Genomic DNA, 20,403 nt, shown 5'->3' on the forward strand with positions numbered 1-20,403 from the left:
GAAAACCCAAAGTTTCGAATTGCCGAACCGAAAGGCAATTTATCAAACAATCGATTCGCAAAACAATGGGCCTTCTTTCATTCATCTGGCGAGGTTTTCCATGAAGGTTCTTGTTGTGGGCGCTACGGGCGCGGTGGGCAGCGCAGTGGCACAGGTGCTGGCCGAACGCGGTCACGAGGTGGTGCGCGCGGGCCGCACGCGCGGCGACCTGAAGGTCGACATCACGAGCGATGCGAGCGTCGAGGCGCTGTATGCGGCGGTGGGGCGTGTCGATGCCATCGTGTCGGCGGCGGGTGGCCTGTTCTTCGGACCGGTCACCGAGATGACGCCGGCAAACTTCAACGTCGGCCTGCAGGACAAGCTGCTCGGCCAGGTGCGGCTCGCGCTGCTGGGCCAGCGCGTGTTGCATGACGGCGGCTCGATCACCTTGACCACGGGCGTCGCCGCCGAAGACCCGGTTCGCGGGGGAAGCAACGCGGCCGCGGTGAATGCGGCGGTCGAGGGTTTCGTGCGGGGCGCGGCGATCGAATTGCCGCGCGGCCTGCGCATCAATGCGGTGAGCCCGACGCTGCTGACCGAATCGTCGGCCGCGTACGGCGCGCTTTTTCCCGGCGTCGAAACCGTACCGGCCGCGCGCGCGGCGCTGGCCTATGTCCGCAGCATCGAAGGACCGCTGACGGGGCGCGTGTTTCGCGTGTGGCAATGAGCGGGCACATGAAGCCCACTGGTGCATTGCTTGCGCTGGCCACCATCGCGGCCGCTGGCGTTGCCGCGCCACCCGCATTGCAGGCACTGCCCGAGGACTGGTACCCCGAGAGCGTGGCCATCGGGCCCGACGGATCGTTCTACGTCGGCAGCTGGCGACAGGGCGCGGTCGCGCGACTGAAGCCCGGCGTGGCGCCCAAGGCCGAAGTGCTGGTGAAGCCCGGCGCCAATGGCCTGGCGAACGGGCAAGGCGTGCTGGTCGATGCCAGGCACCAGGCCCTGTGGGTCTGCTCGGGCAACAGCGGCTTCACCACCGTGCCGCAGACACCGAGCGCGCTCAAGCGCTACGACCTGGCAACGGGTGCGCCGCGCGCAAGCTACGCGATGCCCGGCAACGGCTATTGCAACGACATGGCGCAGGACGCGCGGGGGAATCTCTACATCACCGATTCCTACCATCCGCGCGTGCTGCGGCTTGCGCCCGGTGCCGCCGCGCTCACGGTGTGGAAGGAAGGCCCGGCGCTGGCCGGAGAAGGGCCATACAAGGGCCTGAACGGCATCGCCATCGATGGCGGGCGCGACGTCTACGTGAGCCTTGTGGCCGCGGCGCCCTACCTGCTGCGCATCGGCCTCGGCGCCGATGGCCAGGCCGGCGAGGTCACGCGCATCGAGGCGCCGCGCACGATGAAGAACGTGGACGCGATCCGCGCCTGGAAGCCCGGCCGGCTGGTGCTGTTCGAGAGCAATGCCTTCGGCGGAGGGCCGTATGGCGGTCAGGTCACCGTGGCGCGCATCGAAGGCACGAAGCTGGGCCTGCGGACCGTGGTGGCGGGGCTCAACGATCCGTCGTCCGGTGCCGTGCTGGGCGACCGCGTGTACTTCATCGAATCGAAGTATTCGCTGCTGACCCGGCGCAAGGACGGCGACCCGCCCGTGCCCACCGGCGTGCCCTTCGACATCCAGTCGCACGCGCTGCCGCCGCTTCAGTGAGTGCATTCCGCGTATAGCACTCATATGCGCATGGAAATTGCGGCGGCGCGGGGCTGGATTACCCTCCGCAGCCACGATGAAAAAAGCCTACCGCGCCTCCCTCCTGCGATTCGACGACGCTGGCCTGCCCGTTTTCGATGAAGACGGCCTGCTGGTCGTCGCCCCCGACAGCACCGGCCGCCAGCGCGTGCTCTACGCCGGCAGCCATGCGGCCGTGTCGCCGCGCCACCTTGATGCCGATGTCACTCATCTGCCGGGCCGCATCCTGGCGCCGGGTTTCGTGGACATGCACATCCACTTTCCGCAGACCGACATCATCGGCGCACCTTCGCCGGGGCTGTTGCCCTGGCTCGAGAACTACACCTTTCCCGCGGAGGCCAGGTTCGTCGACCCCGCGCATTCGCGCGAAGTGGCCGACGTGTTCTTCGACGAACTGCTGCGCAACGGCGTGACGACTTCGCTGGCCTTCGCGACCTCGCACGTGGCCTCGGTCGATGCCTTCTTCGAGAGCGCGCAGCGCCGCAAGCTGCGCATGATCACCGGCAAGGTGCTGCAGGACCGCAACTCGCCGGACGGCGTTCGCGACCAGACCGAGCAGAGCCTGGCCGACACCGAATCGCTGATCCGCAAGTGGCACAACGTCGATCGCCTGGGCTACGCCATCACGCCACGCTTCGCGCCCACCAGCACCGATGCGCAGCTGCGTGGTGCCGGCGAACTGGCGGCAAAGTACCCCGACACCTGGATCCAGTCGCACGTGGCCGAAAACAGGGACGAAGTGAAGTGGGCACGCGAGCTGTACCCCAAGTCGCGCTCGTACCTGGACGTGTACGCCGGCTTCGGCCTGATGCGCGAGCGGGCCGTGTACGCGCACTGCATCTACATCGACGACGAAGACCGCCGCCTGATGCGCGAAACGAAAACCGCCGCCGCCGTCAGCCCGACCAGCAACCTGTTCCTGGGCAGCGGCTTCTTCGACTTCGGCGCGGCCGACCGCATCGCGTCGCCCTATGGCCTGGCGAGCGACGTGGGCGGCGGCACCAGCTTCAGCCCCTTCCACACCATGCTGGCGGCCTACTACGTGGGCCGAGAAGGGCAGACCAAGACCGGGCTGAGCATTCCGCCCTCGCGGCTGTGGTGGCACCACACCGGCGGCGCCGCGCGTTCGCTGGGGCTCGATGGCGTGGTCGGCAACCTGCAGCCCGGCTGCGAGGCCGATTTCCTGGTGCTGAACCCGGCGGCCACGCCACTGCTGGCGCGCAAGACCTCGCTGGCGAACAACCTGGAGGAAATGCTGTTCGCGATGATCGTGCTGGGCGACGACCGGCTGATCGAGCGCACGGTGATTTCGCAGGCGGGCTGAACCGCGCCGGGGAGGGGAGGCGGGGCGCCCATGCCACAATTCGGCCCCGATTCCCCCGCAGCAGCAGCGAGCGCATATGAGCATCAAGAGCGACAAATGGATCCGGCGCATGGCCGAAAACGAAGGAATGATCGACCCCTTCGAACCGGGCCAGGTGCGCGAATCCTCGGGCCACAAGATCATCAGCTACGGCACCTCGAGCTACGGCTACGACATCCGGTGCGCGCCTGAATTCAAGGTCTTCACCAACATCCACAGCACCGTGGTCGACCCGAAGAATTTCGACGAGAAGAGCTTCGTCGACATGCACGGCGACTACTGCATCATTCCGCCCAACAGCTTCGCGCTGGCGCGCACCGTCGAGTACTTCCGCATCCCGCGCAACGTGCTGACCATCTGCCTGGGCAAGAGCACCTATGCGCGCTGCGGCATCATCGTCAACGTGACGCCGTTCGAGCCCGAATGGGAAGGCTATGTGACGCTGGAATTCAGCAACACCACGCCGCTGCCCGCCAAGATCTACGCGGGCGAAGGCTGCGCGCAGGTGCTGTTCTTCGAGAGCGACGAAGTCTGCGAAACCAGCTACAAGGACCGCGGCGGCAAGTACCAGGGCCAGCGCGGCGTCACGCTGCCCAAGACCTGATTCACCGCGCGTCCTGACCGCCGGTTACGCCACCGGGCGCCGGGGCAAGTACCATCCTGCGACGACTGGCAATAACTTCTGCAAAGCCGGTAAGGAGACTGCGATGAGATGGGAAGGCAACGAACAATCCGATAACGTCGAAGACCGCCGCGGCGAGGGCGGCGGCGGTGGTGGTGGCGGCTTCATCGGCGGCCGCGGCATCGGCATCGGCACCATCGTGGTCGCGCTGATCGGTGGCTGGATCTTCGGCATCAACCCGCTCACCGTGCTGAGCCTGCTCAGCGGTGGCGGCGGGCCGGCCCAGGTGCAGCAACAGCAGGGCCCGGCGCCCAAGCCTCCATCGAGCGACCGCGAGGCGGCCTTCGTCTCGACCGTGCTCAAGAACACCGAAGTGGTGTGGACCGACATCTTCCGCAAGAACGGCGGTAGCTACCAGGCGCCCAAGCTGGTGCTGTTCCGTGGCGTCACGCCCACGGCGTGCGGCACCGGGCAATCGGCCATGGGCCCGTTCTACTGCCCCGGCGACAAGAAGGTCTACATCGACCTGGGCTTCTACGACACGCTGAAGAACCAGCTCGGCGCACCGGGCGAATTTGCACAGGCCTACGTCATCGCGCACGAGGTCGGCCACCATGTGCAGGACGAGCTCGGCATTACCGCCAAGGTCGACGGCATGCGCAAACGACTGAGCCAGACGCAGAACAACGCCATGAGCGTGCGTGTCGAGCTGCAGGCCGACTGTTTTGCAGGCGTGTGGGCGCACCATTCGCAGGAGTCGAAGAAGTGGCTCGATCCGGGCGACATCGAGGCTGCCATGAACGCCGCGCAGAAGATCGGCGACGACGCATTGCAGCGTTCCGCGGGCCGTGCGGTGGTGCCCGACAGCTTCACCCACGGCTCCAGCGCGCAACGCCAACGCTGGTTCGGCGCGGGTTATCAAAGCGGCGACATGAAGTCCTGCGACACCTTCAACGCACGCAGCCTCTGAGCTTCGAGGGCTTGAAGGGCTTGTCGGTGCTGGGTTTGTTGCTATTGAATAAATAGCAATTCCGCCGGCACGGGCGTTGTCACGCCGCCGTCACTGCCGTTTTTTGCGGCAGTGCGACAATAGCGGGCTCAATGACAAGTTCCTTCTCCAATCTTTCGCTGGCAGAACCGCTGGCGCGCGCCGTGGCCGAAATGGGCTACGAGACCATGACACCCATCCAGGAGCAGGCCATTCCGGTCGTGCTTTCCGGGCAGGATGTGATGGGCGCCGCCCAGACCGGCACCGGCAAGACGGCAGCGTTTTCGCTCCCGTTGCTGCAGCGCATGCTCAAGCACGAAAACGCATCGACCTCACCCGCGCGGCATCCGGTGCGCGCGCTGGTGCTGCTGCCCACGCGTGAACTGGCCGACCAGGTCGCGCAACAGGTCAAGCTGTACGCCAAGTACACCAACCTGCGCAGCACGGTCGTGTTCGGCGGCATCGACATGAAGCCGCAGACGCTCGAGTTGAAGAAGGGCGTCGAGGTGCTGGTCGCCACGCCGGGCCGGCTGCTCGATCACATCGAGGCCAAGAACGCGGTGCTCAACCAGGTCGAGTACGTGGTGCTCGACGAAGCCGACCGCATGCTCGACATCGGCTTCCTGCCCGACCTGCAGCGCATCCTGAGCTACCTGCCCAAGCAGCGCACCACGCTGCTGTTCTCGGCCACGTTCTCGCCCGAAATCAAGCGGCTTGCAGGCAGCTACCTGCAGAACCCCGTCACCATCGAAGTGGCGCGGCCGAACGAAACGGCGTCCACCGTCGAGCAGCATTTCTACAGCGTGAGCGACGACGACAAGCGCCGCGCGCTCAAGCAGATCGTGAAGCAGCGCGGCATTACGCAGGCCTTCGTGTTCGTCAACAGCAAGCTCGGCTGCGCGCGCCTCGCACGCTCGCTGGAGCGCGATGGTCTGCGTACCACCGCACTGCACGGCGACAAGAGCCAGGACGAACGCCTGAAGGCGCTCGCATCGTTCAAGGCCGGTGAAGTCGACCTGCTGGTGTGCACCGACGTCGCGGCCCGCGGCCTCGACATCAAGGACGTGCCGGCAGTCTTCAACTTCGACATTCCGTTCAACGCCGAAGACTACGTGCACCGCATCGGCCGCACCGGCCGCGCCGGCGCTTCCGGCCTGGCCGTGAGCTTTGCCAGCGGCGGCAACGACGTCCGCCTGGTGGCCGACATCGAGAAGCTCATCAAGAAGAAGATCGAGCTCGAGCCCGTCGAGTTCGAAGAAGACGCACCGCGTGGCCGCATCAACGACGGACGCCGTCATTGGCGCGAAGAAGGCGAAGCCGGCGACGCACGCGATGTGCTCGACCAGCCGCGCGAACGCAGCAGCAACAGCAGCCTGAGCGGCGGCGATGCACGCCGTGGCGGCGGCAGCGGTGGCGGACGCCCGCACCGCCCGTCGGCACCGCGCGATCCGTTCTTCGACAAGCCCTACGAACCGGGCGCGCCCGACGCCACCCCCGCCTGGGAAGCCGCCGCCAAGGCAACGCCCGCACGCGGCATCTCCAGCAACATCAAGACCAAGCGCAAGGTTGCGGCTCTTTTCAAGAGCGCGGAGCCGAGCTGATCAAGCTGGCTGACTAGCAAAAGAATTACGGCGCCAACAGGCGCCGTATTTCATTCAGCGCCAACCGCGGTGCCAGCCGTACCGCGGGTGGTGCCATCCCCAGCCATAGCGCGGGTGATACGCCCACACGAAACCCACCCCCGGCGACACATAGGTCGGCCCCACGTAGGCCACGCCCGGAGGCGCTGCGTAGACGGGTTGGGCCGGCGCGACCACGCAGCCGGCGAGGGTGAAACTGGCCGCCAGGGCGGCGGCGGACAAGGCGAGAACGGCGCGGTATCTCATGGCGATGCTCCTGGGACGAGTTGTTGTCGGTATGCCCTAACCAACGCCCCGAACCCGTGGCGGATGACGCCCGCGACGCCCCTTTACCCCTGCGAAACAGTGTGACCGGCGCGTTGCGTCCCTTTCAAATCGCTTTCGTCCTGTGACGGTTCCGCAGCCTCAGATCACTCGGAAATGATGGGTGCCGTCGCGCCCCAGTTGCGCGACCAGGCCGAACTCCCAGTCGAGGTACGCCTGCATCGCCTCGGCCGGCGCATCGGTGCCTTCGTAGGGGCGGCGGTAGCGGTCGGTGCGTGGCGTGGCCAGGCGGGTTTCGCCCGTTTCGGCTTCGAGGCCCGCGGCAAACCACGCCGCATTGCCACCCGTCAGCACCAGCACTTCGGCATCGGCCTTGCCGCGCGCATCGAGCAGCGTGCGCAGGTCCGCCGCCGCGTAGCGTGCGAGCAGGCTGCTGCCGCAGGTCAGCACGTAGCGCTGCGCGGAGGGAATGGGGCCATCGAGCGCCTGCGCAAGCTGCGCGCGAATCACGTACCAGGCGCCGGGGATGTGGCGCTTCACGTAGTTGGCGCTGGTCGTCACGTCGAGCACGACCGTGCCGGGTTGCTTCAGCAAGGCCGACAGCGCGGCGGGTGCGATCTCGCTCACGGCAACGGCCACCGGCGGATGCGCTGATGCCGGCGCTGCCGTTTCGGTCAACGCCGAAGCACTTGGCACCGTGTCCGGCACATACACCTCCCACCCCATCTGCGCGAGCCACGAGGCGCTCATCGACGCCCGCACGCCATCGTCGTCGGCCAGCACGATGCGCGCGCCGCGCACCGGCACCTGGTGATCGGTTTCCTGCACCAGTTGCCCGCCGGGTGCGCTCGCAAAGCCGGGCAGGTGGCCCGCCGCATATTCTTCCGGCGTGCGCACGTCGAAGCGATACACCGTGCGGCCCGGCGTTTCGAGCGCCTGCAGCGCATCGAGCGCAATGCGCCGCACGCCGGCCGCATCGGCGACGCGACCTGCATCGGCTTGCGCCTGCTCGCGGTGCGCAGCGGACACGGCAGCCGGTGCTTGCCTGTCGGCCCCGTGGTCGAGCACCTGCCCCGCCAGCTTCCAGCCGATGGTGCCGTTGCGCAGCGCAGCCACCGGGTTCGGAATGCCCGCGTTCACCAGCGACTGCGTGCCGATGATGCTGCGCGTGCGGCCCGCGCAATTGACGATGACCTGCGTGGCCGGATCGGGTGCCAGCTCGCGCACCCGCAGCACCAGCTCCGCGCCGGGCACGCTGGTGGCCGAGGGAATGCTCATCGTCTGGTATTCGTCGAAGCGGCGCGCATCGAGCACCACCACATTCGCCTTGCCTTCCACCAGCGCCTTCACCTCGGGCGCCGAGAGCGAGGGCGTGTGCCGCTCGTGCTCGACCAGCTCGCCGAACGACTTGCTCGGCACATTGACGTCGCGGAACAGCTCGCCGCCCGCCGCGCGCCAGCCTTCGAGGCCACCGTCGAGCAGGTGCACGTTGGTGTAGCCGAGCGAGGCCAGCGTTTGGGCCGCCAGCGGCGCAAGATCGATGCCGTCGTGCGCGCCATACAAAACGATCAGCGTGTCGCGCCGGGGAATGCGCCGCCAGGCTTCGATCTCGATGCGCGACAGCGCCAGGTTCGCGGCCCACAGCGGATGTTCCTGCGCAAACGGATCTTCCTCGCGCACGTCGAGCAGGGCGGTTTCTTCGCGGGCCAGCAGGCGCTCGCGCACGGCGGCAAAAGAGAGCAGGGGAAAGGTGGCGGTCGTCGTCATTCAGGCGTTGTCGATCTGAGTTCGGCGGAGCGGTCCCACAGGTTGGGCAGCAGCGCGTTGGAGTATCCGGAGACGAAGGGCTTGCGGCCGCCCTCTGTCGGGTAAGTATGCCGTCGCACGGCACCGATGTTCGCGCCGTACACGTGGATGCTGATCGACACGCGGTCGGCATGCGCGTTGTGCACGCGGTGCAGGTCGCCGACGGTGGGCGACACGGCTTCCACGTCGCCCACATCGAGCCGCACCACCTCGCCTTGCGGCCGTGCAATGCCGTCGCTGCCGAAGACATGGCCCTGGCTGTACTCCGCGCCGCGCAGCATGCCGATCAGCCCCCACACCGTGTGGTCGTGCACCGGCGTGGCCTGCCCCGGCCCCCACACGAAGCTCACGACCGAAAAGCGCTCGGTGCTGTCCGCATGCAGCAGGAACTGCTGGTAGCGCGCTGGGTCGGGCTGGGCGAATGCATCGGGCAGCCAGTCGTCGCGCGCCACCAGCGTGCGCAACAGCGCGCCGCCTTCGGCAAGGATGCGCGGCTCGTCGGGTGCGCTGTCGAGCAGCCGGCCGAAGGCGCCGACGAATTCGCGCAGCGGCGCGATGGACGGCGGTGCGATGGGCAACGCTGTGCTCATGCCGCGCGCTTCCAGACCTGCGTGTCGGTGATCGCGCGCACGTCCACGCGCACCGGCAGGATGCCGTCGCGCAGCGAGCGGTCGGCCACGGCCTGCAGCGCGACGATGTCGGCTTCGCTCACCGGGCGGCCCGCCACCGAGGCCCGCGCGGTGATGATGCGCGACGACTCGATGGGCAGCCGCGTGAGTTGGCTGTAGGCCTGCGCATAGGCCTCGGGGTTGGCCAGTGCCCAGTCGCCCGCGCGGCCCAGCCGGTCGAGAAACTGCACGATGGCCGCGCGCCGGGCCGGGTCGGCCAGCGAATGCTCGCTCGCCGTGATGAAGCCCAGCGCGGTGTTGATGCCGCGCCCGTCGCGCAGGATGCGCCCGCCCTGCTGCAGCGCGATCGTGTAGTACGGATCGAAGATGGCCCAGGCGTCGATCTGCTTCGACGCAAAGGCGGCGGCCGCGTCGGTGGGCAGCACGAACTTCACCGTCACCTCGTCGCGCCGCACGCCGGCTTCTTCGAGCGCGCCATAGAGCTGGTACTGCGAGATGCTGCCGCGCGCCGACGAGACGACCACGGTCTTGCCGCGCAACTCGGCCACGCTGCGCAGCGGCGAGTCGGGCTGCACCACGATGCCCAGCGAATCGGCTTTGCCGACGCGCGTGGCCACGATCTTCAGCGGGGTCTTGCCGACGGCCGCGGCCAGCACCGGCAGGTCGCCGGCCATCGCGGTATCGACGGCCGCGCTGCGTTGCGCCTCGAACAGCGGCGCCGCACCCTGGAAGTTGGCCCAGCGATAGGCGAAGGGCGCGCCATCGAGTGCCTTCGAGGCTTCGAACAGCGAGCGCAGGCCGCCGGCCTGGTCGCCGAGCACCAGCGTGGCCTGCGGCTGCTGGGCGAAGGCGCGCAGCGAGCCGGTGGCGGCCAGCGATAGCGCGGCGCCTTGCTTCAGCCAGCCGCGGCGGGAGGCGTTGGACAACAGCAGGTCGGTCATGCGGCAATTCTCTCAGTCGGCAGCAGCGCGCGCTTGCCCGCTGCAATCAGGATGGCATCGTTCTGCGGCGTGTGAATGCGGCTGCACAGCACGTCGCGGTAGTGGCGCTCCAGCGGGTTCTGCCGCGTCAGGCCGTGGTTGCCGCTCAGCTGCAGCGCAAGCTCGACCACGCGAATGGCGTTGCCCGTCACGGTGTACTTCAGCAGGCCGCTGTCGGCGGCCGGGTGCGCGTGGCCGTGGTCGACGGCGCTGGCCGCGTCGTCGAGCAGCACGCGGTTGGTGCGCAGCAGCGCCTCGATTTCGCCCACGTGCTCCTGCACGCGCGGCAGGCTGGCCAGCGGCGCGCCCAGGCTGCCGGGTGCGCGGCCGTTCAGGAAGCCCACCAGCCAGTCGCGGGCGGCCCGCGCCACCGCGTCGTAGAGGCTGCCCAGCAGCACCACCATCCAGGCCTGTTGCGTGGCGTGGGCGTCGATGTCGGTCTGGCTGCCGGCATCGGGCGCCCAGTCGGCCGGCGCGCGCAGGTCGACCGCATGGTCGAGGTCGATGGCGACGTTCTCGAACACCACCTCATGGCTGCCCGAGGCGCGCAGGCCCAGGTGGTCCCAGCTTGCGATGACGCGCACGCCGGGCGCGTGGCGCGGCACCAGGAACACGCCGGTGCGGGGCGAGGCCTCGCCGGCCTCGTGCGTACGGGCCCACACGGCGAGCCACGCCAGGCCTTCGATGCCGGTGGTGTAGAGCTTGTGGCCGTCGATCTTCCAGCCGCTGCCCTCGCGCCGTGCCACGGTGCCGGGCAGGCCGCCGCGGGCCGGCGAGCCGAGCGCGGGCTCCACGCGCAGCGCATTGATGAGCGCGCCGCGTTCCACCGCGTCGCGCGTCACGCGTTCGCGCAACGGTTGTGGCCAGCGGCTGTCGGTGCGCGACAGGCCGTGGTGCTGCAGATAGGTCATCGTGAGGATCAGCGCCGTCGCCGGCTCGCCGCGCGCCACGGCGGCAATCACGCGCCGTGCCGTGTCGAGCGTGGCGCCACCGCCGCCGTGCGCGGCCGGCGCCACCAGCCCGACCAGCCCGTGCGCCTGCAGCGCCGCGAAGTTGTCGTGCGGGAACGCGCCGCTGCGGTCGTGGTCGGCCGCGGTGGCGGCGAACTGGGCTGACAGCTGGCCCAGCACCGCGGGGTCGACGGTGGTGGGCCGGTGCGTGGGTTGTTCTTCAGGCGTGGCCGGCGTGCGGCGCAAGGGGAGTGCACTCATGGTTCCCGCACGGTAGCGGGCTGCCCGAGCCCGTAGAACGACGCATCCCGCATATCCAAACTCGTTTTTCTGCGTTCGCTTTCAGGGGCCGTCTCGTTACGGTCTCGTGACTCCCGAAGCGGGGAGCAACAAAGAAAGACCTCGACGCATGACCCCCGATTTCCCCCTGGACCGACGCAGCCTGCTGCAAGCTGCCGCCGCATGGGGCGCCGCCGCCACGGCCGGGTGGGCCGGCGCGGCCACGCCATCACCTCGTGACCGTGACCTGTCGGGCGTGACGCTGCGCGTGGGCACCTACAAGGGGCTCTGGCGGCCGCTGCTGCAGGCCTCTGGGCAGGCCGACACGCCCTACAAGATCGACTGGCGCGAGCTCAACAACGGCGTGCTGCACATCGAGGCCATCAACGGCGACGCGCTCGACCTGGGCTCGGGCAGCGAAATTCCGCCGGTGTTCGCGGCGCGCCAGAAGTCCAGCGTGCGGTTGGTGGCCGTGACGCACGAAGACCTGAACAACCAGGCCACGCTGGCGCGCAAGGATTCGCTCATTCGCAGCATTGCCGACTTCAAGGGCAAGCGCGTGGGCTATGTGCGCGCCACCACCTCGCACTACTACCTGGCCAAGCAACTGGCGGAAGCGGGGCTTTCGTTCAGCGACATTCAGGCCGTGAGCCTGACGCCATCGGACGGCCTCTCGGCCTTTGCGCGCGGCGACCTCGATGCCTGGGCCATCTATGGCTACAACGGCCAGATTGCACGCACCCAGTACGGCGCGCGCGTCATCAAGACCGGCGTGGGCTATCTCTCGGGCAACTTCCCCATCTATGCCAACCCGCGCGCGCTCGACGATGCGCTGCGCCGGGCCGCACTGAGCGACCTGCTGCAGCGCCTGCAGCGTTCCTTTGCAGGGATCAACGGCAACTTCCTGGCCTATGCGCGCGCGCAGTCGGCCGAGACGCGCGTGCCCATCGGCGACATCGTCGAGCTGTTCAACGGCCGCAGCGGCGACTACAGCCTGGGCCCGGTGAGCGACGCCGTGGTGCGCAGCCACCAGGACGTGGCCGACACCTTCCTGAAGATCGGCGTGCTCGACGGCCCGGCCGACGTGAAGCCCCTGTGGGACCGCAGCTTCGAGAGCGTGCTGCGCGCGCCTGCCGCCGCCTGATTCCCTCCCTCACACACCCAGCAGCACTCCGAAAAACGAGGACACCATGAGCCAGAACGACGTTGAATTCATCGGCATGATCCAGGGCCAGAAGGTCTCGGAGATCCACGCCGCCAAGGGCCCGGCCATCGACCGCGACTACGTGCGCGCCTTCGCGCAGGCGCACGAAAACGCCGGCTTCGACCGCGTGCTGGTGCCGCACCATTCGACCGGCCCCGACGCCACGCTCACCGTGGCCTATGCGGCCTCGGTAACCGAGCGCATCCACTTCATGCTGGCGCACCGGCCCGGCTTCGTGGCGCCCACGCTGGCGGCGCGGCAGTTCGCTTCGCTCGACCAGTTCAGCGGCGGCCGGCTCGGCGTGCACTACATCTCGGGCGGCTCCGACGAAGAGCAGCGCCGCGACGGCGACTGGCTCGACCACGACCAGCGCTATGCCCGCACCGACGAATACCTGGAGGTGCTGCACAAGGTGTGGACCGCCGACAAGCCCTTCGACCACGAAGGCGCGCACTACCGCTACCAGAACGCTTTCTCCGAGGTGAAGCCGCTACAGACGCGCAACGGCAAGCCGCATGTGCCGGTGTACTTCGGCGGTGCGTCGGAGGCCGCGATTCCGGTCGCCGGCAAATACGCCGACGTGTATGCGCTGTGGGGCGAATCGCTGGAGCAGGCGCGCGAGCTGACCACGCGCGTGCGTGCCGAGGCCGCGAAGCACGGACGCAGCGTGCGCTTCTCGGTGTCGTTCCGCCCGATCCTGGCCGAGACCGAAGACGCCGCATGGGCCCGTGCCGAGAACATCCTGGCCGAGACCAAGCGGCTGCGAGTGGTGCAGGGCTACAACCGCGGCGGCCCGCAGCAGAGCGAAGGCGCCAAGCGCCTGCTGGCCGCCGCCGACAAGGGGCCGCGTGTCGACAAGCGCCTGTGGACCGCGGTGGCGCAGGAGATCGGTGGCCGCTCGAACAGCACCGCGCTGGTGGGCACGCCGGAGCAGGTGGCCGATGCGCTGCTCGACTACTACGACCTGGGCGTGACCACCTTCCTGATTCGCGGATTCGATCCGCTGGAGGACGCGACGGACTACGGGCGCGAGCTGATCCCGCGCACGCGCGAGCTGGTTGCGCAGCGCGCAGCCTCGGTTCGCAAGGCTGCCTGAGTCCGTCTTTTCTTTCCCCCTCCCCTTCCGGGGGGGGGCAGGGGTGGGGGCAAGCGGCATTCAACGCCGCGCAGCGTTGAAGGCCGTCGTGCCCCCATCCCAACCTTCCCCCGGGAGGGGAATGAGCAAGACCCAAGACCCTAGAGCCAAGAGCCAAGAAACCGAACACGAGGAAATCCCATGAGTGCCGTTCTTTCGATCGACCGCAACGCCCCGCAGTCGCTCAAGCTCAACCCGAACCCGCAGCAGAAATACTGGTTCGATCCCATCCCCGCGCGCACCAGCGTGCAGGCCGAGCGCCGTCACCGGCAGGAGCGCCTGGCCGGTGCCTTCCGGCTGTTCGCGCGCTTCGGCTTTGCGCAAGGCCTGGCCGGCCACATTACCGCGCGCGACCCCGAGCTCACCGACCACTTCTGGGTCAACCCGCTCGGCATTCATTTCTCGCGCATCAAGGTGTCCGACCTGCTGCTCGTCAATTCGAAGGGCGAGACCGTCATCGGCGACAAGCCGCTCAACAAGGCTGCCTTCGCCATTCACGCCGCGATCCACGAGCACAACCCGAAGATCGTTGCCGCCGCCCACACGCATTCGACCTACGGCAAGGCCTGGTCCACGCTGGGCCGCAAGCTCGACACGCTCACGCAGGACAGCTGCGTGTTCCACGACGACGTGGCGCTGTTCGACGACTTCACCGGCATGGTGGTCGACACCAGCGAGGGCGACCGCATCGCACAGGCGCTGGGCGACAGGAAGGGCGCGATTCTCAAGAACCACGGCATCCTGACCGCCGGCCCCACGGTGGAGGCCGCCGCGTGGTGGTACATCGCGCTCGACAACGCCTGCCACACGCAATTGCTGGCCGAAGCCGCCGGCAAGCCGCAGCCCATCGACGAGGACACCGCGTGCCACACGCACGCGCAGATCGGCGGCCCCGAGGGCGCCATTCATTCCTTCGACAGCCTCTACGAAGGCCTGGTCGAAGCCGAGCCCGAGCTGCTTTTGTAGGCCGAGGCACAAGCCAGCCACGAACAAGACACAACAAGACTTCCGGAGTTGCCGATGACCGTATCCCTTTCCCGCCGCGGCGTGCTGCGCGCAGGCGGCGCCGCCGCCGTGGTCGCCTCGGGCGGCCTGATCGCCTCGCAGGCGTTTTCGCAGCAGGCGCGCAAGCTCACCTTCGCGTGGAACGCCACGGCCTTCTGCCTCTCGCCCGTGGTGGTGGCGCAGGAGCGCGGCTACTTCGAGCGCAACGGCCTGCAGGTCGACCTGATCAACTACACCGGCTCCACCGACCAGCTGCTGGAGTCGCTGGCCACCGCCAAGGCCGATGCCGCGGTGGGCATGATCCACCGCTGGCTCAAGCCGCTGGAGTCGGGCTTCGACGTGAAGATCGTCGGCAGCTCGCACGGCGGTTGCGTGCGGCTGGTGGGCGCCAAGGCCGCGGGCGTGAGCAACCTGGCCAGCCTCAAGGGCAAGACCATCGGCGTGTCGGACATCACGAGCCCGGGCAAGAATTTCTTCTCGATCCTGCTGGCCAAGAACGGCATCGATGCGGACAAGGACGTCACCTGGCGCCAGTACCCGGCCGACCTGCTCGACATCGCGGTGCAGAAGGGCGAGATCCACGCCATTGCCGACGGCGACCCCAATATCTACCTGATCGAGAAGCGCAACAAGGGCGTGTACGTCGAGGTGGCCAGCAACCTGTCGGGCGAATACAAGGACAAGGTCTGCTGCATCGTCGGCGCGCGCGGCGAGCTGGTGCGCAAGGACAAGGCCACCGTGGCTTCGCTGGTGCGCGCCATTGCCCAGGCCTCGGACTACGTGGCCGAGAACCCGAACGAATCGGCCAAGCTGTTCGCCAAGTATTCGCCCAAGGTGCCGGTCGAAGACCTGCGCGCGCTGCTGGGCACGCTCACGCACAACCACCATCCGCTGGGCAAGAACCTGCGCGACGAGGTGGAGTTCTATGCGCGCGATTTCCGCAGCGTCGGCGTGCTCAAGAAGACCACCGACCCGGTGAAATTTGCCGAGCACGTTTCCTACGACCCGCTGGCATGAGCAGCACCGAACCCATGACCCCGCATCCAGATTCCTCGCGCCGCAAGCTGCTCGCCCACGGCCTCGCAGCCGCCACCGCTGTCGCGTTGCCCGCCTTTTCGTTGCAAGCCCGCGCACAGGCGCGACCCGTGCTCAAGGCCGGTGACCAGAAGGGCGGCCTGCGTGCATTGCTCGAAGCGGCCAACGGACTCGAAGGCCTGGGCTACGACATCCAGTGGTCCGAATTTCCCGCGGCCGCGCCGCTGGCCGAAGCGCTGAACGCGGCGGCGGTCGACTCCGGCCCCATCGGCGATGCGCCGCTGATCTTCGCGCTGGCCGCCGGCACGCGCGTCAAGGCCATCGGCGCGAACCGGTCCGACTCGTACGGCACCGCGGTGCTGGTGCGGCCCGACTCGCCACTGAAGAATGCGGCCGACCTGAAGGGCAAGAGCATCGCCACCAACCGCGGCTCCATCGGCCACTACGTCACGCTGAAGGCCATCACCGCGGCCGGCCTCAAGCCGGAGGACGTGAACATCCGCTTCCTTGCGCCGGCCGATGCCAAGCTCGCGCTCACGCAGGGCTCGGTCGATGCCTGGGCCACGTGGGAGCCCTACACCGCGCTGGCCGAGGTCAGCCACCACGCGCGCGTGCTGGTCAGCGGGCGCGGGCTGCTGCCGGGCCTGAGCTATCTCGCGGCCACCGATTCGGCCATCGCCGCCAAGCGGCCGGTGCTGCAGGACTTTCTGCAGCGCGTGGTGAAGGCGCAGCTCTGGTCGTACCGCAACGTCGATGCCTATTCGGCCGCGCTGGCCCGCATCATCGGTATCCCGCCCGAGGCGGCGAAGTTGCAGTTCGAACGCCGCCAGCAGAAGTGGGTGGCCATCGATGCGCAGGTCATTGCCGACCAGCAGGGCACGGCCGACTTCTACCGGCAGGTCGGGCTCATCAAGCAGCCGCTCGACGTGAAGGGCACCTTCGACACGGGCTTCGGCGTGGCGGGTTGATGGGCCCTGGCAGGCGGCTCGACGAGGTGCGGCACGTCACCGGCCGGCGAGCGGAGACGCTGCCGCATCGACGCGCCCGAGCCACCGCATGAAAGCCGCGACGACCGTGGCGGGCTGTTCCAGCGTCGACATGTGGCCCGATTGCGGCACCACGGCCAGCTCGACGTCTCCGGGCAACAGGCCCGCCATTTCCTCGCTCAGTGCCGGCGGCGTGATCTGGTCTTCGCGCCCACACAAGACCAGGGCGGGGCAATGCAGCGTCGGCAGCACGTCGCGGGCATCCTGCCGGTTCATCGCGGCCGCCTGCTGGCGCTTGAACCCATCGGTTCCCACGCTTTGCGCCATGCTGCCAAGCAGCGCGAGCAGTTGCGGGTCTTCCGCATGCGATGCATGCAGCACCCGTGTCGCGGACCTGCGCAAAGCTGGCGTTGCCTGTTTCCAGCGCCGCCACCATGCGCCGGCGGTTCTGCATGGCTTCTTCAGAATCGGCGCGGGCCCCGGTGTCGAGAAGCGCAACGCCGGCGACGCGCTGGCCGGCCTGCCGGCACACTTCGAGCGCCACGTAGCCGCCGAGGGAAAAACCCGCGACCGCGAACTTTCCCGACGGCATGGCGGCGAGCGCGGAGGCTGCCAGCGCCGGAATGGTGTCGGCCGTGTGCGTCGAGGACACGACGACATCGCGCCCGGTGGGCAAGGCCTTGCGGACCGGGTCCCATACCCGCTCGTCGTTCATGAGGCCGGGCAAGAGCAGCAGCGGTGTCTGGTTCGTCATTTCGAATTCCTTCAGAAGGGCCGTGGTGGTCCGTGGTTTGTGGCGTGTCGACCGCTTGTTATAAGTGTGAAGTTCAGTACACAGTCAAGCAGTGCGGAGGACCTTCATGTGGATCGCGGAGTTTTCTGAAGCAGCCGGCCTTGGGGTGGCCACGGTCCGGTTCTATGTGCGGGAAGGGCTGCTGCAGCCCAGGACGGGGCATGCGGGTGGCACGCGCCCTTACCTGGACTTCTCGCAAAGAGACCTGCGCGTGGTGGCCGCCATCCGTGCGGGGCAGGCGATGGGCATGTCGCTTGCCGAGATCAAGCTGCTGATGAACGAGCGCCGTGCCGGCGGCAAGAGCGGCATGCTCCAGGCCATGCTCGAGCAACGCGACAAGCTGAGCCAGCGGGCGGAAGAGCTTGCCGCAATGCGCCGGTTCGTCGACGCGAAAATTCTCTGGCTGCGTGCCGATGGCACCGGCTCGCCCCCGGAACCTCCGGTGATCGGCGTGGCCAACGGGACGCGGCCGGCATCGCCGCGACGCCGCGCCGCGAAGTGATCGGGCCGAACGGGCAGGGCAGCCTGCCCTAGGCGCGTTCCGCCGCGCGCGCCAGTTGCGACAGCCGCTTCACCAGTGGCTCGAACAGCTCGGCCGGCGTGTTGCCGTAGCCCAGCACCAACCCGTTGTCCGACGCCGTGGGCTGCATCGCGAAGCCCGACAGCGCCGACGGCGCGATGCGGTGGCGCAGCGCCTCGGCGGCAATCCGCCGGTCATCGAAACGCTGGGGCAGCCGCACCGTCAGGTGCAGTCCGCAGTGGCCACCGTCGATCTCGTGCGGCACCTTGAGGTGCTTGCCCAGTGCCAGCCGCAGCGCCTGTTGCCGGTCGCGGTACAGCCGCCGCATGCGGCCCAGGTGCCGGCTGAACTGGCCGCTCTCGATGAAGTCGGCCATGGCCAACTGCTCGTGGCGGTGCCCGCCCCGCAGCATTTCTTCGAGCGGGACCCGCACGGCGGCCATGAGCTGTTCGGGCAGCACCACGAAGCCGAGCCGCAACGACGGAAACATCGTCTTGCTGAAGGTACCGACATACAGCACCGGCGACTGCGCCACCAGCCCCTGCATGGCGCCGATGGGCTCGCCGTTGTGGCGGAACTCGCTGTCGTAGTCGTCCTCGATGATCCACGCGCCGTGGTGGCGCGCCTGCGCAATCAGCGCCAGCCGGCGCGCGATGCTCAACACCGAGCCGGCCGGGTACTGGTGCGACGGCGTGGTGTAGATCAACCGGGGCGGGTGCTTGTGCCAGTCGTGCTCGCTCACGCACAGCCCTTCGGCATCGACCCGCAGCGGCACGATGCGCAGGTCGCCCGCATGCATGGCGGCCTTTGCGCCGCGGTAGCCCGGGTCTTCGACCCAGCCGGTGTCGCCGGGGTTGGACAGCAGCCGCACGCACAGCGAAATGGCCTCTTGCGCGCCTTCGGCAATGACCACCTGGTGCGGCTCGCAGCGCACGCCGCGCGCAATCGCCAGGTGCCGCGCGATGGCCGCGCGCAACGGCAGCTCGCCCAGCGGATCGCCGTAGCCGAGCGTGGCCGGGCTGGCATTGCGAATGGCACGGTCGAGCGCGCGCCGCCATGCGGCGGCAGGAAAGTGCGACAGCGAGGGCATGCCGGGGCGCAGGGCGGCGTCCATCTCGGCACGCGGGGCGCTGGACTGGATGCGGGCGAGGCGCAGCGCGGTGGGCGGCGTGGCGGTCGCCGGCTTGCCGGCGCGCGCGGAACGCGTTGAAAGAGCCGTGAGTGCCGTCGGTGCCAGCAGTGCGGGCGACGACAGCTCGGTCACGCGCGTGCCCTGGCGGTCGGGCTGCACATAGCCTTCGGCCGCCAGGTGCTCGTAGGTCGCGGTGACGGTGTTGCGCGAGATGGAGAGCGCCTCGGCCAGCGCGCGCGAGCCCGGCAGCCGGCTGCCCGGCGCCAGGCTGCCATCGAGAATCGCGCGCTTCAAGCGGTCGTGCAGCTGGCGCTGCATCGAGCCCGCGTCGCGGTCTTTCACGAGGGCGGCTTCGAGCAGCGTGGCGGTGGCGAGGTCGGGCGAATCGGTCATCGGGAGAGAGGAAACGGCAGGGGCACGTGGCACCATGAAAAGTATTAACCGTGGCACTTCCTGTGGCGCCACGTTGGGCGTACTTTATCGGTCTCCGGCGATGCCGTCTTTTTTCCCTATCGAAAGTTGTCCCATGCCAGTCCGCCACAACGAATACGGCCAGTCCATCGGCGCCCCCGTGCCCGAATGGCGCCCGCGCCCGCTGCCGCCGCGCCAGACCATCGAAGGCCGCTACTGCACGCTCGAACCCGTCAACGCCGCCAGGCACGCCGACGACCTGCACGCCGCCTACGCGCAGGCCCCCGACGGCCGCGACTGGACCTACCTGGGCGTCGAGCGCCCCGCCGACCTGAACGCCACGCGTGCCCACATCGAGCGCCTGTCGCAGAGCACCGACCCGCTGCACTTCGCGGTGATCGACGGGCAGAGCGGCCGGGCCATCGGCACGCTGTCGTTGATGCGGATCGACGCCACCAACGGGGTGGTCGAGGTAGGCCACGTCAACTTCTCGCCGTTGCTGAAGCACACGCCGATGTCGACGGAAGCGCAGTACCTGTTGATGAAGCTGGCCTTCGACACGCTGGGCTACCGGCGCTACGAATGGAAGTGCGACAGCTTCAACGAGCCGTCGAAGCGCGCGGCGGCACGTCTGGGTTTCCAGGCGGAGGGCGTGTTCCGGCAATACAGCATGTACAAGGGACGCACCCGCGACGCGTCGTGGTTCTCGGTCATCGATGGCGAATGGCCGGTGCTGCGCACGGCCTTCGAGCGCTGGCTGTCTCCGGCCAACTTCGATGCACAGGGACGTCAGCGCATGGCGTTGGACAAGTTCCGTTTACCCTCTGCTGTCGCGGAATGAGATGACGCCTTAGGGCTGGGGCTGTCGTACTGGGCGCTGTCGTTCGGTTCATTCAGGGCGATGCTCACGCCGACGGTGTGCTCTGC

Annotated in this window: 20 protein-coding genes and 1 pseudogene; 13 read left to right on the top strand and 8 right to left on the bottom strand. The window is 68.3% G+C overall.

Annotation, left to right across the window (positions count from 1 at the left end):
- Window positions 1–100: 100 nt before the first annotated feature.
- The 6 genes from DBV14_RS16015 (at window position 101) to DBV14_RS16040 (ending at window position 6,308) form a co-directional block, all read left to right on the top strand.
- Complete coding sequence (locus DBV14_RS16015; RefSeq protein ID WP_124460149.1) at window positions 101–706, top strand: short chain dehydrogenase; 606 nt, start codon at window positions 101–103, stop codon at window positions 704–706.
- An 8-nt stretch (window positions 707–714) separates the two neighbouring features.
- Complete coding sequence (locus tag DBV14_RS16020; RefSeq protein ID WP_260397071.1) at window positions 715–1,695, top strand: hypothetical protein; 981 nt, start codon at window positions 715–717, stop codon at window positions 1,693–1,695.
- Window positions 1,696–1,771: 76 nt separating this feature from the next.
- Complete coding sequence (gene guaD, locus DBV14_RS16025) at window positions 1,772–3,058, top strand: guanine deaminase (RefSeq protein ID WP_124460150.1); 1,287 nt, start codon at window positions 1,772–1,774, stop codon at window positions 3,056–3,058.
- A gap of 76 nt (window positions 3,059–3,134) precedes the next feature.
- Window positions 3,135–3,701 (top strand): dCTP deaminase, encoded by a 567-nt coding sequence (gene dcd / locus DBV14_RS16030; RefSeq protein ID WP_124460151.1) that lies wholly within the window; start codon window positions 3,135–3,137, stop codon window positions 3,699–3,701.
- 103 nt (window positions 3,702–3,804) lie between these two features.
- Complete coding sequence (locus DBV14_RS16035; protein ID WP_124460152.1) at window positions 3,805–4,689, top strand: neutral zinc metallopeptidase; 885 nt, start codon at window positions 3,805–3,807, stop codon at window positions 4,687–4,689.
- 131 nt (window positions 4,690–4,820) lie between these two features.
- Window positions 4,821–6,308: a DEAD/DEAH box helicase gene (locus DBV14_RS16040; protein WP_124460153.1), complete on the top strand. Its 1,488-nt coding sequence runs from the start codon at window positions 4,821–4,823 to the stop codon at window positions 6,306–6,308.
- 54 nt (window positions 6,309–6,362) lie between these two features.
- Here DBV14_RS16040 and DBV14_RS16045 read toward each other — a convergent pair whose 3' ends face one another.
- The 5 genes from DBV14_RS16045 to DBV14_RS16065 all read right to left on the bottom strand — a co-directional run bounded on the left by DBV14_RS16045 (window position 6,363) and on the right by DBV14_RS16065 (window position 11,237).
- Window positions 6,363–6,593, bottom strand: coding sequence for a hypothetical protein (locus DBV14_RS16045; RefSeq protein WP_124460154.1), 231 nt, complete (start codon window positions 6,591–6,593; stop codon window positions 6,363–6,365).
- 159 nt (window positions 6,594–6,752) lie between these two features.
- Window positions 6,753–8,378 carry a rhodanese-related sulfurtransferase gene (locus DBV14_RS16050; RefSeq protein WP_124460155.1) on the bottom strand — a complete coding sequence of 542 codons (1,626 nt, stop codon included), beginning with the start codon at window positions 8,376–8,378 and terminating at the stop codon, window positions 6,753–6,755.
- Window positions 8,375–9,007 carry a cysteine dioxygenase gene (locus tag DBV14_RS16055; protein WP_124460156.1) on the bottom strand — a complete coding sequence of 211 codons (633 nt, stop codon included), beginning with the start codon at window positions 9,005–9,007 and terminating at the stop codon, window positions 8,375–8,377. Before DBV14_RS16055 ends, DBV14_RS16050 begins: the two co-directional genes overlap by 4 nt.
- Window positions 9,004–9,987, bottom strand: coding sequence for an ABC transporter substrate-binding protein (locus DBV14_RS16060; protein ID WP_124460157.1), 984 nt, complete (start codon window positions 9,985–9,987; stop codon window positions 9,004–9,006). The genes DBV14_RS16055 and DBV14_RS16060 overlap by 4 nt, the downstream gene beginning before the upstream one ends.
- A complete protein-coding gene (locus tag DBV14_RS16065; protein WP_124460158.1) occupies window positions 9,984–11,237 on the bottom strand; it encodes an acyl-CoA dehydrogenase family protein in 1,254 nt (417 codons plus the stop codon). Before DBV14_RS16065 ends, DBV14_RS16060 begins: the two co-directional genes overlap by 4 nt.
- A gap of 148 nt (window positions 11,238–11,385) precedes the next feature.
- On the opposite strand from DBV14_RS16065, the gene DBV14_RS16070 reads away from it, so the two are divergent.
- The 5 genes from DBV14_RS16070 (at window position 11,386) to DBV14_RS16090 (ending at window position 16,602) form a co-directional block, all read left to right on the top strand.
- Window positions 11,386–12,399: an ABC transporter substrate-binding protein gene (locus DBV14_RS16070; protein ID WP_124460159.1), complete on the top strand. Its 1,014-nt coding sequence runs from the start codon at window positions 11,386–11,388 to the stop codon at window positions 12,397–12,399.
- A gap of 46 nt (window positions 12,400–12,445) precedes the next feature.
- The gene (locus DBV14_RS16075; protein ID WP_124460160.1) at window positions 12,446–13,555 is read left to right on the top strand and encodes an LLM class flavin-dependent oxidoreductase; all 1,110 of its coding nucleotides are present in this window, start codon (window positions 12,446–12,448) and stop codon (window positions 13,553–13,555) included.
- A gap of 180 nt (window positions 13,556–13,735) precedes the next feature.
- Window positions 13,736–14,560, top strand: coding sequence for a class II aldolase/adducin family protein (locus DBV14_RS16080; RefSeq protein WP_124460161.1), 825 nt, complete (start codon window positions 13,736–13,738; stop codon window positions 14,558–14,560).
- Between the two features lie 54 nt (window positions 14,561–14,614).
- Complete coding sequence (locus tag DBV14_RS16085) at window positions 14,615–15,616, top strand: ABC transporter substrate-binding protein (protein WP_124460162.1); 1,002 nt, start codon at window positions 14,615–14,617, stop codon at window positions 15,614–15,616.
- A gap of 14 nt (window positions 15,617–15,630) precedes the next feature.
- Window positions 15,631–16,602, top strand: a complete 972-nt coding sequence (locus tag DBV14_RS16090) for an ABC transporter substrate-binding protein (RefSeq protein WP_124460185.1) — start codon at window positions 15,631–15,633, stop codon at window positions 16,600–16,602.
- Between the two features lie 36 nt (window positions 16,603–16,638).
- Here the strand turns inward: DBV14_RS16090 and DBV14_RS33920 are convergent, their stop codons facing one another.
- Window positions 16,639–17,001, bottom strand: a complete 363-nt coding sequence (locus DBV14_RS33920) for an alpha/beta fold hydrolase (protein WP_260397073.1) — start codon at window positions 16,999–17,001, stop codon at window positions 16,639–16,641.
- A gap of 97 nt (window positions 17,002–17,098) precedes the next feature.
- A pseudogene (locus DBV14_RS34210) lies at window positions 17,099–17,374 on the bottom strand (alpha/beta fold hydrolase); the annotation flags it as partial.
- Between the two features lie 106 nt (window positions 17,375–17,480).
- On the opposite strand from DBV14_RS34210, the gene DBV14_RS16100 reads away from it, so the two are divergent.
- Window positions 17,481–17,915 (top strand): MerR family transcriptional regulator, encoded by a 435-nt coding sequence (locus tag DBV14_RS16100; protein ID WP_124460164.1) that lies wholly within the window; start codon window positions 17,481–17,483, stop codon window positions 17,913–17,915.
- 28 nt (window positions 17,916–17,943) lie between these two features.
- Here DBV14_RS16100 and DBV14_RS16105 read toward each other — a convergent pair whose 3' ends face one another.
- Complete coding sequence (locus DBV14_RS16105; RefSeq protein WP_124460165.1) at window positions 17,944–19,458, bottom strand: PLP-dependent aminotransferase family protein; 1,515 nt, start codon at window positions 19,456–19,458, stop codon at window positions 17,944–17,946.
- Window positions 19,459–19,591: 133 nt separating this feature from the next.
- Here DBV14_RS16105 and DBV14_RS16110 point away from each other — a divergent pair, with 133 nt between their 5' ends.
- A complete protein-coding gene (locus DBV14_RS16110; protein ID WP_124460166.1) occupies window positions 19,592–20,317 on the top strand; it encodes a GNAT family N-acetyltransferase in 726 nt (241 codons plus the stop codon).
- The last annotated feature ends 86 nt before the right edge of the window (window positions 20,318–20,403 follow it).

Source organism: Variovorax sp. KBW07 (assembly GCF_003852515.1).
Taxonomy (GTDB): Bacteria; Pseudomonadota; Gammaproteobacteria; order Burkholderiales; family Burkholderiaceae_C; genus Variovorax.